This window comes from Janthinobacterium sp. B9-8, assembly GCF_000969645.2.
Taxonomy (GTDB): domain Bacteria; phylum Pseudomonadota; class Gammaproteobacteria; order Burkholderiales; family Chitinibacteraceae; genus Iodobacter.
Genome location: NZ_CP014222.1, coordinates 841898 through 855301, shown reverse-complemented (window position 1 = coordinate 855301; position 13404 = coordinate 841898). Strand labels below are relative to the sequence as shown.

Here is a 13404-nt window from a genome sequence, read left to right as displayed (position 1 = left end):
CACACTATGCTAAAGATAGCTTTTAGTGAGTTAGCACAATGAAACGCCTCCTCCTCCTTGCTTGCCTGCTGGCCCTGCCCTGTACGGCAAAAGAAACCGTAAAACTTTGTTTTGATAATGAAGATGCCTACCCCAGCACCTTAAAAAATGGCACTGGGCTTAGCTTTTTCCTGCTCAATATTGTGGCCGGGCGCCTCGATTTAAACTTTATTTATCACCCCTTGCCCTGGAAACGCTGCCTGAAAGAAGTCCAGGCAGGCAGCTACGATGGCGTGATTGGCATTGCCTATTTACCCGAGCGGCGAACCATTGCAGCCTATCCGCTCAATAGTCAGGCAGAACCTTTGCACGAGCAGCGCCTGCTCACCACCACACGCTCAGTTTATCGGCGCAAAGACAGCACCAACTTTTGGAATGGCAAGCAATTCTCCCCCCTCACTGGCGCGGTTGGAGTACAAGCAGGCTATATGGCCGCCAGCGTATTAAAACAAAGGCAAATTCCCAGCGAAGACAGCTCGCAATCGGTAGATGATCTATTCAGAAAGCTCAGTATGGGCCTCATCCAAATTGCTATTGCAGAAGAGCGCCAAGGTGATCGCTCGCTTAAAACTCACCCCGAATACGCGCAGCAAATAGAAAAGCTCCCCCAGCCTTTTTTAATCAGCGATCTATTTCTGGCTTTTTCTCATTCATTTCAAAGCAAAAAATCCAAATTGAGCCAAACCATTTGGCAAGATATCAGCCAGGTGCGTGAATCCAGCCAATTTAAAAACACCACACAAGAATAAAGCAGCAAACACGCTCTCATTATCGCGGCAAGCGGTATGTTTAGTGCTGATCAACAGTTACAATCAAGCCCTTAGATAAAGCCCTGCAGAGAATTCATATGTTCCGTCTTGTTATCCAAGCGCCAGAAATTGCCACGCAAAACTTAAAGCAACTTGCCCGCCTTTCAGGCGCACACAGTATTGAAGCAATTCATCAGCAGGCGTTTCGTTTACAAGGCGCTGAGATAAGCAACGAAGAAGCCGTCGCCGATTTTTGCGAATCCAATCAGCTTGATTTCGCTTTTATTCCTGAAGACACCAAGGTGCAAGATATTGGCCTCGTGGTGATGGATATGGATTCCACATTGATTACTATCGAATGCATCGATGAAATCGCTGATATGCAGGGCATTAAAGCAGAAGTATCGGCCATTACCGCCAGCGCCATGCGCGGCGAAATCGACTTTCAAGAAAGCCTCACACGCCGCGTAGCGCTATTAGCAGGCTTAGATGAAAGCGCGCTAGAGCGCGTTTACACCGAGCGCCTTAAGCTCATGGCAGGTGCCGAAGCCATGCTTAAAGGTTTTCATGATGCGGGGGCAAAAACACTGCTTATTTCGGGTGGATTTACTTTCTTTACCGAGAAACTACAAGCAAAACTAGGCCTCACTCGCACCATCGCCAATGTATTAGAAATTGAAAACGGCAAGCTTACCGGCAAAGTGATTGGCGATATTGTTGATGCTGAACGCAAAAAATCTGAACTCATCAAATACCGGACCGAGCTAGGCTTGCGTGCCGATCAAGTTGTGGCGATGGGAGATGGGGCTAACGATTTACCGATGCTCAAAGAAGCAGGCTTTGGCGTTGCCTGCCACGCCAAACCACTCGTGCAACGCGAAGCACCATATTGTATTAATCAGGTGGGGTTAGATGGCGTGTTGAATTACTTTATTTAAAGTGACCGACCAAATCCAAATATTGAAACATGTAGGGTGGGCAAAACGTTTTACCTTGCCCATGCTGACAATGCCCCAAAATGAGCAACGATGCGTGGGCACAAAATCGTGCCCACCCTACATCATTGATTTCCAATCAACACGCATCACTCACACCGCCCCTTGCGCGGTAAGTAGCGTAGCCAATCTGCCTTGATTTGCGCTTCTTGTGCCATGCCAGAAGCCACTTTAGGCACATCATGCGTTGCAAGTAGGCGTAAACACCAACGCGCCCCTGCCTGATCTTTCATTCGCATTTTGCGCAAAAATGGCTGGCTTTCATCTCCCTGTACGAGCAGCGCCTTGCCGTCTTTAAAACCCAGCCGCCAGCCATCCTGCACCGTCGTCCCTGCGTAGCCTCCCACAATTAACTCCAAGAAAGGCTGATCACCCGCAAGTAATCGCAAGCGGCTCACCGGCCCGGCGGGGTGTGGCGCACGCTCTGCGGCCAGCAACGTACCTTTAGCTAAGGCACGCCAAGCCAGCGGCCAAGGCGATACCACCGCCTCGCCCTCAGCCAGCACAAAGTGCGCTGCGCCCGCTTTCAGCCTTGCCGATTGCACCTCGCCCTCAAGCGGCTTCATCATGCTGGCGCCACTAATCCGCAGCTCAGCAGCCTGAGCAAAGCTGCTCAGAGCAAGCACCAGAAGCAGCCACTTAGTGCGCACGACGCACCGCTGCCATAAAGCTTGCAGAAGGTGCTGTTTCGACCGACCAGCGCTGTTTATCATTCAAGATAGGATTAATTGCAGCCACGCTTGCACTCCGTTTCATCGACGCCCCGCTATTACCACTGGCGACACGCGCAAAAGCCAAAGTAAGATTACCCCAGTCATTGTAGTCGTACAAATACGCTTTATTGCCATCATCATTCAAATCTAAAGCATAATTTGAGCGATTAAATTGCTGATCCAGATTCCAATCCGCATAAGCCCCAAACGAGCCTCTGCCTATCATGGCTGATTCGTTAAGATTATTTTCATCCAGCCTGCTACCCGATCCATCCGAATAATCTATTCTAAAATCCCTGCTGCACGGGCCTGCATCCAATTTACACAAGGAATTCCAGCCCAAACCATTAGCCTGCTTGGCAAAGAAATAACGATCAATTGCAGAAGCCGATTGAGCATTACTACCCAAGCCCATTAATTGGTAAAGATAATTCATGACGCTATAATAATTAGGCTTATTATTAACTCCCTCGTCCCCGCCATGATCCAAACCCAGGTTATGTCCTAGCTCGTGCATTATTGTTGCGGCTTGAAAATTGATTAATTTATTGATTTCATTCGCACTTGAAGTATTTAAATTCCAATCACCCAAAGTAACGATAATATCGTTACCAATAACTTCTGCATATCCAGACGAGCCTGCCGTGCCATCTTCTTTCTGTGAATTAGCCATCATCAGGTAGTGAAATACCTGCTTACGACGAATATCCATACTCTGATCTTTATAATCATAGATCGAAGCACAATTGAATTTTTCACTCATACCAAGGCATTGGTGATAAGCCACTTCATTATGTCTACTCACACGGCTACCACCCAAATTAAATTTGGCGGGGCTAAATTCATTACTATATAAAGTGCCTGAATCAAAATGCACAGCAATATTACGCAATTTAAATGCATCTACCACTTTTTGCATGGCTTCTTTAGCAGGAATGATTCCCAGATCATTAGACTTCATATGATCAATTTGAATAAAAACATCAGGCTGACCTACTCTTGCGCCCATTGCATAATAATCAATCCCTGCAAATGTTCCACCTGGCACTTCTGCGCTATCGGGAATACCATCATGATCCCGATCGACCGCTGCCGCCGCAACATCATTAAGCCCGCCAGGCGTAGCAAAAGGAACTAAAGCCCAATCCTGCTTACTGCGCGAATTGACCTTCATATCGCCCAAACGCACCAAGGATTGGCCATAAGTCACAGGCATCGCCGCCACATTACTACCCAGCCATGCGCCAGCAGAAACTGGCATAGCCGTGCTATTACCAAAGCGGACAAAATCAAGCGTTACGCCATCCTTAACCAGCTCAACTGCGCCATTTTCATCCCAATACGGCGTGCTTTGAAAATCGCTAACATACACAATCTGATCGGTATTTTGTCTTTTCTGAGCCATCTTTGCCGCCACTAGCAAATAGCCGCCCGCCTTAACCTGTGTATTGGCAGGCAAGAGAAATGATTCCGACGCGCCTCGCCATCCAGACCCTGCTGTTCGCAAACTAACGCCATTCAAAGACAAATCCTGAGCGCTGCTATTGTAAATTTCCAGCCATGCGCCTGTTTGGTCTAAATAATTACTTGAAACTTCACTAATTAATAAAGCGCCCGGCAAAACAGGGCCAGATGCGGGCACAGGCGTTGGCGTAGGAGGCAGAGAAGTTACACCGGTATCAGGCACCAGAGTTGGCGTTAAGGTGGGAACAATGACAGATGGAGGCGCAGTTGGCGTTACGCTGGCAGGCTCAGCATCCCCTCCGCCACCTCCGCACGCAGTTAAAATCAAGCTCAAACTTAAACCAGCCAAACCCACACCATATTGCTGCAAACGATCGTTATTCATTTACTATCTCAAGAGAATTGCTTGGTAAAAAACGCGCTATGCCATCCTAATACAGACCACAACATCGCTATAAATTAAGAGTCTTCTAATACTTACGCAGCCTACACGAATGCCAATACCATACCAAACATTTTCTTAGGTTTAATTACTAAACACTGACTAATTGCAGACTTCCGAAGATAAATTATGCCCGCCAACACCAAACGCAAAAAAACCAGCTTATAGCAAAGAAACCACACCTTACATTTCATACAAGGAAAGTCTTACAGATACTTGCAAAGTTAGTTAAGTGGATTGCTTCATGTCAAACGAAAGACCTTCCCCTAAAAGCACTCTTAAGTTTTCGCCCCAGATGCAAATAAATGTCGATATATTGCCAGCAAAGCGTTGTAAATAAAGAGCTTAAATCAAATACACCTACGATGTAGGGCCGATTAGCCGAAGGTATCATCGCCAATCTGATTCCAACATAACAACGGGTAATCAGCGTAGGTTGATAAAACTAAGCCGCCCTACACGACTTCACGATTTGCCAGATGCTGCATTAATGGTCCCCGTACGGCATTTACCTTACAAATACTTTTTTGTGCATAATCACACCATACAAGTGCTGAAAACATAGTGCGAGAAATACAAAGCTTCATGTAACATATTGTTACTGCCGTAAGCCATTGGTTTTTATGACATTTGATCTATTTGCCTCATTCACCACAGCTTCTAATCAGGATCAGCGGCTTATCTCTCTTCAGCCTGACGACGCCGCTGCATGAGGTGAACAGCTCCGCAACACGTAACGGGCAGCGAGAGAACCAGCCTATTGCTATGCAATTGCCTGTCTTTCTCCAGATAGTGCCTTAGAACTCAAATCGCCATTAGGCTTGCCGGTGGTATTGGCAATATCAGATGCCAATAGAGACGCGATTGCGCGTTGCGGGAGCTTTGCAAAGTACGCATAGCAGTAGAGCCGCTTTTGCACTTTATAGATACCGCCAAACTTCGCGGGTGCTCCAGAATTTATCGATCGTCAACATCGTGAAACAGCTGCTGGCCGAACATCTTAAAAGAAGTTATGCAGAGGGACTCCCGAACTAAGTCCAATAATCATGCCCCCTACTACCCCCGGTCTGGTAGACAAATGGAGCTGATTGTCAGGCCACCTCATTTTTATTCAATCGCAAGGAGCACTATATGATGAGACTTTATAAAGGGTTTGCCATTGCTGCGGGGCTCATTCCATTATTGTCCGGATGCGTAACCGAGGAGGTCCGTCCATCTGCAACCGAGGAGGTTCGTCCATCTAATACAGTGGCTGCCGCCGGTTTCCAACAGGCAGCAAGCTCCATCATCAAGACCGATTTCGAAATATTCAAGCAATGCGCCGACAGCTGCATACTCTCCCCCTCCGAACCCGGCAAGTTCATCAGCACCTCGCTACCGGTGCAAATCACCCCATCACCGGATGAGGGCGTTTTATATTATTCGATGTTTGTACAAGACCGTTTCGCCTCCGCCGCCAATAATAGCGCCACCATCAAAATTGACGACTTCGCCAAGATTCGGATCAACGATGGTTACGACACCGGCTCCGCGCCGGGCAGTTTAACCATCGAATTAGCCACACCCGATGGCCAGGTCAAAAAATTTACTCATAAACGCCGCACCGAATGGTTCACCCTGAATTGGGCCGTGCCGATTGGCAAAGACGCGCCCACCAGCATCAAGTTATTTATCATGGACATCGACAGCAATAAAAAGATTGTCGATCACTCGCCGCTATACAGCGTGGACTTGGACGATGCCGCCCTAGCGCGCTGGCCAGCCAAGGCTAAGCTGGCGTTCAGCTCCGCCAATGCCATGAACGACATCATCCTGTCTTGGCCGGGCGTGGGCTATACCGCCGCGCCGACCCAGCACAGCCGGCAAAAGCGCTGGAGCGAATGGCATAGCGGCATCCTGCTGTGCTGGCTGGACCCGCTAGACGCCATCTACAACTACGTCACCCAAAATCGCTGTCAACTGAAAAATACTTGGGAGGGCTCGCTATACAAGGTGGTGGCTGGCAATCCCCAGATCAATGAATTCAAGCCGGTAGCCAAAGCGCCGATCCAGCACCGGGTGCACTTCAGCAAGGAAAACGCACTCGGCGCGCTATCCGCGCACCGTGTCTGCGGCATCCCGCTGGAATCGCTAGCCCGCAGTCGCCAACCCAGGGGTTGGGAAGAGCTATCTGCCTGCGGCTTCCGGGTGGAAAACATCGTCGGCCTGTACATTGCTACCCGGCTGTCTTTCGATCGCTTCCGCCAGGTGGTCGAGGATTTGATCCATTCCCGCCCAGTCAGCGGTGCTCAAGACCCCGTGGCGCTGGAGCAATTGGGAAGCGTAGTGCGTGAAACGCCGGAACTGGCCCGCGAAGGGTTGGCCGAGGCAGAAGCCCGCTTGAACGCCTACCGCGCCAACCACCCGGGCAGCAGTGCCGATGACGCGCAAAGAGCGGACGTGCTGTCCTTAACTTGCCCGGCCGACAGCGCACCTTGCAACGCACCCGATGCCGCCGGCGCGCACGTCAACCGCGAGTACCACCCCGGCACAGACTATTTTGCACCGGGCGAGCCAGTGGAATTCCTCCCTAATGGCACCACCCGCAACTGGAGCCAGGACCGCCTGCTGGCCACCCATCAGCGGCTATTGGATCTGGGCTATGTCTTCGCCGGCTATCACGGCGGTTCGATCGCTGCCGCCAGAAGCATTGTGACCGGCGGCATCACTCGCCGGTCTCAGGACCTGCAGCCAATCTGGCGCGGCCTCTACATCGCCAGCGATCCGGAAGTCGCCTACGGCTACGCCCTGGATAACAATACCGGCGCAACGGGCACCATGATGCGCGTCTATGTACCCGGCACCGCTCTCTCCCGGTTATTCCGCACCAACCAGGCACTGAGCGACGAGGCCGCAGCGCTCAGAGAAATTGGTCGCTTGCTCGGCCGAAATATTACGCTTGCAGATACCTTGGGATATGAATCGATCACCGGGCCGCAAGATCCCGGCGACCCGGATGAAACCATCTTGGGTTGGGATCTGGCGGAACATGCGGTGGTAATTCCGTCAATGATTCGGGGCAATAACGGCTCACAACTCAATGTGCCGGACTACGAGAAAAAGATCAGCCCACTGCCCAACTACGTCACCAAGCGCTGACACGCTGCCAGCAGGCTCGCCGCCCATGAGGGCGGAGAGCCTGCTGGTAATCCCCCAGCTCTTTCTTAAGTAGAGTTTTCTCGCCGTCTTTGAGGCGCTCTACATGAAAGCCATGCTACGGCCTGCGCCGCTTCCCTGTTTACGGTGAGTATTCAGCTCACTATCAAGCCCTTGTTGATTACATCGCTCCGCACTGAGAACAAACGGTAATCCCCCCATTTTTAAGCTCACTTAAAAGTAGAGGTCAGGCATGCAATGCCAGTTTTTGTTTCGGGGTGATGCCGCCCAATCCCATATGCGGGCGCTCGTTATTGTAAATCCAAAGCCATTGCGTTGCTGTTTCTTGCACTTCAGCAAGGCTTTCAAATTCATCACAGGCCAGCCATTCATAACGCACGGTGCGATTATAGCGCTCAATATATGCGTTTTGCTGCGGATTACCTGGCTGAATGTAAGCTAATTCAATCGATTGTTGTTCCGCCCAATTCTTTAGCAGATGGCTAATATATTCAGGGCCATTATCGGACCTAATTCGCTTGGGCTTGCTGCGCCATTCAATGATTTGATTCAAGCTGCGTATTACGCGTTCTGCTGGCAAAGAGAAGTCGACTTCAATGCCCAATCCTTCCCGATTAAAATCATCAATCACATTGAATAAGCGAATGCTGCGGCCATCGGCCAATTGATCGTGCATAAAATCCATCGACCACGTTTCATTTTTTGTCTCTGGCACTGCTAATGGCTCTGGCGTTTCGCGTTCTAAGCGCTTTTTAGACTTAATCCGCAGATTTAACTCTAAATTACAGTAAATCCAGTAGACCCGTTTATGATTCCAGCGCTTTTTCTTGACGTTGCGCAGATGTAAAAAGCAGAGGCCGAAGCCCCAGCTTTTGTGTTCCTCTGTGAGCTGAACTAGAGAATCGGCGATTTTGGCGTTTTCGGCATCCAACTTACGAATATAGCGATAGCAAGTCGTACTAATTGAAAAGCTGGCGCATGCCGCACGAATGGACACGGCCTTGGTTTCAACGGCCCAGCGAGCCATCTCACGACGCTGAGATGGCTTCACCACTTTTTTGACATGGCCTCCTTGATGATATCCGCTTGCATCTGGGCTTCGATATACATCTTCTTGAGGCGCTTATTTTCGTCCTCCAGCTCTTTCATGCGCGTCATCATCGAGACGTCCATGCCGCCAAACTTAGCGCGCCACTTATAGAAAGATGCGGCGCTCATACCGTGCTCGCGGCACAGATCGGAGACGGTCGAACCCGCTTCGGCTTGCTTCAAAATCGCCATAATCTGGCTGTCGGAATAACGTGCTGCTTTCATGTAGAAGCTCCTCAAAGACTACGAGAAAATTCTACTTAAAAATGAGCTGGTTTTGTGGGGGGATTACCAAACGAATGCCCTGCTTTCCGGCTAGCCGCACTTTCTTGAACGCAGCTAAGGCGCATGTGCGCGCCGCAGTGGCGCCTTTCGGCTTTGTCTATATTCGCCAGATGGCGAATGGCAATGGCCGAATTTCGCGCTTTTTAATCAACGATATATTGCGACGTGATGGCCTCGTTCCCGCTCCAATTATTCTACCCATATCGGCCACCATTGCAGACAGTACGCAGGCACGCGCCGCCTACGACAAAGTGCTTGAGCGTTTTTCACACCGTTTGATGCGTAAATATGCCTCCTTGTCTTTTGCAATTTATCTATTTACAACAAAAGGAACTAATCAACTCAGCCAGCAGGATAGAATTTAGCAAAAGGCAAGGACTGCCCCGTCTACTCGCATAAGTTTTATCTGATGCAAAATGTAAGACCTGCCCCCTGACCCCATTGGTTTTTCGATGTAGGGCAGGTTAGCCAAAGGCGTAACCCGCCCTCACAATCAAACCAACAAAACCCAGTAGCCCTAACCCCATCAGCCATAATCGTTTTTATTAAAAAGCTTCAATTTATAACTGTTTTTACTGCGAAGGAATCGATTCTATCGCGGAGATCGACTATCAATAGCTAGCGCTCACTTACAATATCCATACACTACCCCCGCAGGCAGTACAGAGTGAAATCGGAAAAACCATCTCAACATAAAGAGGGCAGGATATTCGTCATCAAAAAAAATAGCCTGACTTAACTGTGGTCTGTCCCCATTTTCTACATTACCCAATTACCTACATTACCGATCGCAAACCTGATCAAGATCACGAACGCAATGCAAATATCTAGTCAACTTGGTGTAATATGGCACCATACGTACGTCAGACTAAACTCAGCAAGGCACTTCATGGGACTCAGCGTTCTTATACACCCAAGGTGATGATTTTTATGCCATTTTAAGGTGTTTACATATCGTTAGCAGTTTTAATCACACGGAGGTTTCTGTGGCAAAAGTCAGCGGTCAGAAATTTACAGTTTTAAAAGATAAAAAAACTGTCGTTACCCGAGCAGGCTTATGGAAAGTGCCCCACAACACTAGTGATGATGAAATATATTTGGAGCTAGGGCGTTACAACAAACCCAAAGACTGGACAAGTACGGAAGTAGCTGAACTTGACGATCCCAAAAGCGAGCTTACTTTAACTGGCGAGGAATTCTCTAATCTAATCAGCTTCATTCAAGAGAATTATGAACCTTTCAAAAGTGGCACTAAAGCATTTATACCATTAGATAATCCATATGATATTAGTGTTGCCGATCAAATACGGCAGTTATTGAACCTAGATGATCGTCAAAGAATGTTAGATTTTTTAATAAAGAATGACGTTATACCCAGAGATCTTGAAATTGGCTTAGCACACGCAAAACGCTCAAGAGCAATTGATGAATTTAATGCAATGCTTGAGTTGGATCTTGCTGAGCATAATTGGCAAAAATGGTTTGAAATAAATTCTTGGGTTTTGGGGACTGACTTTGTGAAGGTCCTTGATGAGCGAACAATAGACACTGCGAATATTTCTGATTTTCTTATGCAGAGCTATGATGGTTTTCTTGATATTGTAGAAATAAAACGCCCAGAAGGAGGACTTAAATTTTGGCAGTCATCCTTAGATCATGGCAACTATATCCCTCACTCTGATTTAATTAAAGCGATAACTCAAGCTTCGATTTATATTTATGAAGTTGAACGAGAGGCTGATAGCCATAAGTTCTTTGAACGCGTTGGCGGTGTCAGGACAATAAAACCTAGATGCACGCTTATATATGGGCGTTCTAATAGTTGGAATTCTGAACAGCAAGAAGCGTTTAGGATTTTAAACTCCAGCTACCACAATTTGACGATTATGACCTTTGATCATGTATTAGAAAGAGCAAAACGAATTCTTGGACAAAATTAAAACCTATGGGGTCGAGTCTTACATTTGACATGAAGAAATTAATTTAACCAGCCTTACAAACCACGATAAATGTTATTTTTTGCAAAATGTAAGACCTGACCCCAATTGTTATTGCATATTTATTTATTAGACTATGTGTAAATTTATTTAATTAATAATAACTTAGCACAAATTTTTAAAAAAGGAATCTTAGATGATTAAAGAATTTTACATTGATGGTCTCTATGACGAACGGGATGTAAAGATACCTTTTAATGGTGAGTATAAAATAATAGTGGCAAAAAATGGCTATGGAAAAACAACCATCCTAAATTCATTTTATGCACTATTATCTGGGGACATATCAAAATTAAGGAAAATTGGATTTAAAAAAATAGGAATTAAATTTGAAGATGGTGTAGATATATCTTTTGAAAAGTCAGATTTTGATGCTGATTTAGAGTCTATTAAAGGCCATCCATTGTTCTCCCACTTAGAATCTAAATTAGGACGTGACTTTATACTTGAGCTACTTGATGATATTAGAAGATTTCCACCTTCAATGATTGAATCTTCGCCACTATTTAGACGTGCTAGCAAAGCTTTAGACTATCCAACTCGAATCCTTAGAGAATATTTATCTGACTTTAGATTGAATAAAGACAGAAAAAATATAAATTCAAAAACTAAAGCCAAACTAACCACCCTAAAAGCCAAGTTTCCATATAAATCTCTATATTTGCCAACTTACAGAAGAGTTGAAGAAGACATTCGAGCATTTGGCGCAATATCTGACGATGAGACAGATGGCCACTCATCAATAAATTTTGGTATGAGTGATGTAAATAAAAGCATAAAGAGCATTACTTCAGAAATTTTAAGCTCTTCAGTCGAATGGTTCTCAAAAATAAATGGCCAGATGTTATCTCAACTGGTAAATGGATTTGAAGTTACAGATGAAATGAAAAACTCAATTTCCGAACCAAGGTCTGTTGAAATCGTACTAGAACGCATAGGGAAAAATATATCAATATCCCATAAAGAACAAATACTCAATTTAGTGAGAAGTGGTGAGATTTTAAAAGATCACGACCCATTGGTATATTTTGTCGCTAATTTATTGTCTGTATATGAACAACAACAAGAAAATGATCAAGCCATTCAATCATTCACCAAAGTTAGCAACAAATATCTTAATGACAAGGAGGTTGTTTATAATGAAAGTAATGTAACAATAGAAATTGTAAGAAAGAAAAATAGGCGCCCCGTAGACATTGAAAGTCTTTCGTCAGGTGAAAAACAAATTATTTCATTATTTGCACTACTGTATTTACAGAAAAAAAATGACTTAGCAATATTTTTTGATGAACCTGAATTGTCACTTTCTATAGAATGGCAGAAAACACTACTCCCTGACATTGTTGATTCTGGCAAATGCAAGTTCTTATTTTGCACTACTCATTCACCATTTATTTTCGAAAATGAATTGGAGAGAGTTACCGTCGATCTTGCCATGTACATTAAGGAACTTTGATGTCAAGGGTAGAGAGTCTTTCAAAAGCAAGAGATTCATTGTCCGTTAAATTTTTAGAATTTACACGCATCAACTCCTCCCCGAAAGGAAAAACAGCTGTTTTTTTTGAAGGAGAGGATGAAAAATACTACTCCATTAGGATTAATACAATAAGACCTGATTTGCACTGGTCAGGGATTATTTGTGGTGGAAAAACAAATGTAATTTTAATGAGAAAAAAAATAAGGGAACATAGTGATTATGCAAAATCAAAATGTTTATTTTTTGTAGATTCAGATTTTGATGACAATTCAAATATCTGCACATATCCAGACACGTACATTACGCCATGCTACTCAATTGAGAATTTATATACATCCATATCAACTTTTAAGCTAATTTTAAATTCAGAATTTGGTATTTCAGAAAATTGTGACAGTTCAAACTGTTATGAAAATTCAATTGAATTTTTCGAGCACTGCAAGAGTCAGTATATTGATTGCATCGCAGATTTTAATTATTGGATACGATCTTATAGACTACTAGAAAAAGCAGGTGCTGTTACAGGAAGATTGAATCTTAATAACGTAGAGTTTAAAGATCTTGTTAAATTTGATCTAAAGCATTGTGAGGCAAGGTATTCTAAAAACAAAGAGCACGAATTATTCCCTGACCTTACTGAAACTATAAATATTGACAAGTCCCTATCTAAGAGCCATTTTCTACCCTTAAACAAAGAGATGTGGTTCAGAGGCAAACAAAACCTTGAATTTTTTAGGAACTATATTGCCCTCTTAAAAGAGGATCGCTGCAAAAAAAACAACCGAGTTTTATTTAAAGACAAGGGCAGTGTTAAGCTACAACTGACAAAAGGAAATAGCTTGTCCGAGTTAAGTCAATACGCCGACACGCCAGAGTGTTTATTTTCATTTCTTCAAAACTTTGCTCCTCCCACTAAAGAACACTAACTTGAAGAAAACTAGATTCAGACCTTAGTTAAGCAAAAATATACAACCAAACAAACCAAAATATTACTGAAT

General features: G+C 45.3%; 10 protein-coding genes. 7 read left to right on the top strand and 3 right to left on the bottom strand.

The features are described from left to right. The first annotated feature begins 38 nt into the window (after window positions 1–38). Both VN23_RS03735 and serB read left to right on the top strand, forming a co-directional pair. Window positions 39–788: a substrate-binding periplasmic protein gene (locus VN23_RS03735; RefSeq protein WP_046353155.1), complete on the top strand. Its 750-nt coding sequence runs from the start codon at window positions 39–41 to the stop codon at window positions 786–788. A 98-nt stretch (window positions 789–886) separates the two neighbouring features. After that, window positions 887–1726 (top strand): phosphoserine phosphatase SerB, encoded by an 840-nt coding sequence (gene serB, locus VN23_RS03730; protein WP_046353156.1) that lies wholly within the window; start codon window positions 887–889, stop codon window positions 1724–1726. A gap of 146 nt (window positions 1727–1872) precedes the next feature. Here serB and VN23_RS03725 read toward each other — a convergent pair whose 3' ends face one another. Both VN23_RS03725 and VN23_RS03720 read right to left on the bottom strand, forming a co-directional pair. Then, window positions 1873–2433 (bottom strand): hypothetical protein, encoded by a 561-nt coding sequence (locus VN23_RS03725; protein WP_046353157.1) that lies wholly within the window; start codon window positions 2431–2433, stop codon window positions 1873–1875. Then, complete coding sequence (locus VN23_RS03720) at window positions 2423–4345, bottom strand: lamin tail domain-containing protein (protein ID WP_052746742.1); 1923 nt, start codon at window positions 4343–4345, stop codon at window positions 2423–2425. The genes VN23_RS03725 and VN23_RS03720 overlap by 11 nt, the downstream gene beginning before the upstream one ends. Window positions 4346–5533: 1188 nt before the next feature. Here VN23_RS03720 and VN23_RS03715 point away from each other — a divergent pair. Further along, complete coding sequence (locus VN23_RS03715) at window positions 5534–7540, top strand: exotoxin A binding domain-containing protein (protein ID WP_052746743.1); 2007 nt, start codon at window positions 5534–5536, stop codon at window positions 7538–7540. Between the two features lie 244 nt (window positions 7541–7784). On the opposite strand, the gene VN23_RS03710 is transcribed toward VN23_RS03715, so the two are convergent. Continuing rightward, window positions 7785–8872, bottom strand: a protein-coding gene (locus VN23_RS03710; protein WP_156455110.1) for an IS3 family transposase whose coding sequence is annotated in 2 segments (ribosomal slippage) — window positions 7785–8620 and window positions 8620–8872 — 1089 coding nt in all. Because the reading frame shifts where the segments join, the coding sequence is not laid out codon by codon here. Window positions 8873–8946: 74 nt separating this feature from the next. Between VN23_RS03710 and VN23_RS22355 the strand changes: the two genes are divergently transcribed. The 4 genes from VN23_RS22355 (at window position 8947) to VN23_RS03685 (ending at window position 13332) form a co-directional block, all read left to right on the top strand. After that, window positions 8947–9297: a hypothetical protein gene (locus tag VN23_RS22355; protein ID WP_046353160.1), complete on the top strand. Its 351-nt coding sequence runs from the start codon at window positions 8947–8949 to the stop codon at window positions 9295–9297. A gap of 621 nt (window positions 9298–9918) precedes the next feature. Next, window positions 9919–10872: a Shedu anti-phage system protein SduA domain-containing protein gene (locus VN23_RS03695; RefSeq protein ID WP_046353161.1), complete on the top strand. Its 954-nt coding sequence runs from the start codon at window positions 9919–9921 to the stop codon at window positions 10870–10872. 193 nt (window positions 10873–11065) lie between these two features. Continuing rightward, entirely contained in the window at window positions 11066–12385 is a 1320-nt protein-coding gene (locus tag VN23_RS03690; protein ID WP_046353162.1) for an AAA family ATPase, read from the top strand. Beyond that, the gene (locus tag VN23_RS03685) at window positions 12385–13332 is read left to right on the top strand and encodes a DUF4435 domain-containing protein (RefSeq protein ID WP_046353163.1); all 948 of its coding nucleotides are present in this window, start codon (window positions 12385–12387) and stop codon (window positions 13330–13332) included. The genes VN23_RS03690 and VN23_RS03685 overlap by 1 nt, the downstream gene beginning before the upstream one ends. Window positions 13333–13404 lie beyond the last annotated feature (72 nt).